Consider the following 252-nt stretch of genomic DNA (forward strand, 5'->3'; position numbering starts at 1 on the left):
GTATAGAAGGCCTTGCCTTCGTCGTCGTTGAGCACGTCGACGCGGCCGTCGCTGTTGCGCACCAGTACGGTCGGGCCCTGGTCGATGAACAGGCCGGTCAGCTCGGTGGCCTCCTGCAGGGAGCCGCCGCCGTTGTTGCGCAGGTCGAGGACGATGCCGTCGACCTTGTCCTTCTGCAATTCGGCGACCAGCTTCTTCACGTCGCGGGTGGTGCTCTTGTAGTTCGGGTCGCCGGCGCGGTAGGCCTTGAAG

The 252-nt window shown here is 65.1% G+C and carries 1 protein-coding gene; it reads right to left on the reverse strand.

Features of this window, described 5'->3' with window-relative positions; genetic code table 11:
• A partial coding sequence (locus ACLJNW_RS27020; protein ID WP_410961628.1) for a S41 family peptidase occupies nt 1-252 on the reverse strand: 252 nt, incomplete at both ends.

It is taken from the genome of Salmonella sp. SAL4457, assembly GCF_046548235.1.
Classification (GTDB): Bacteria; Pseudomonadota; Gammaproteobacteria; order Enterobacterales; family Enterobacteriaceae; genus Salmonella; species Salmonella enterica.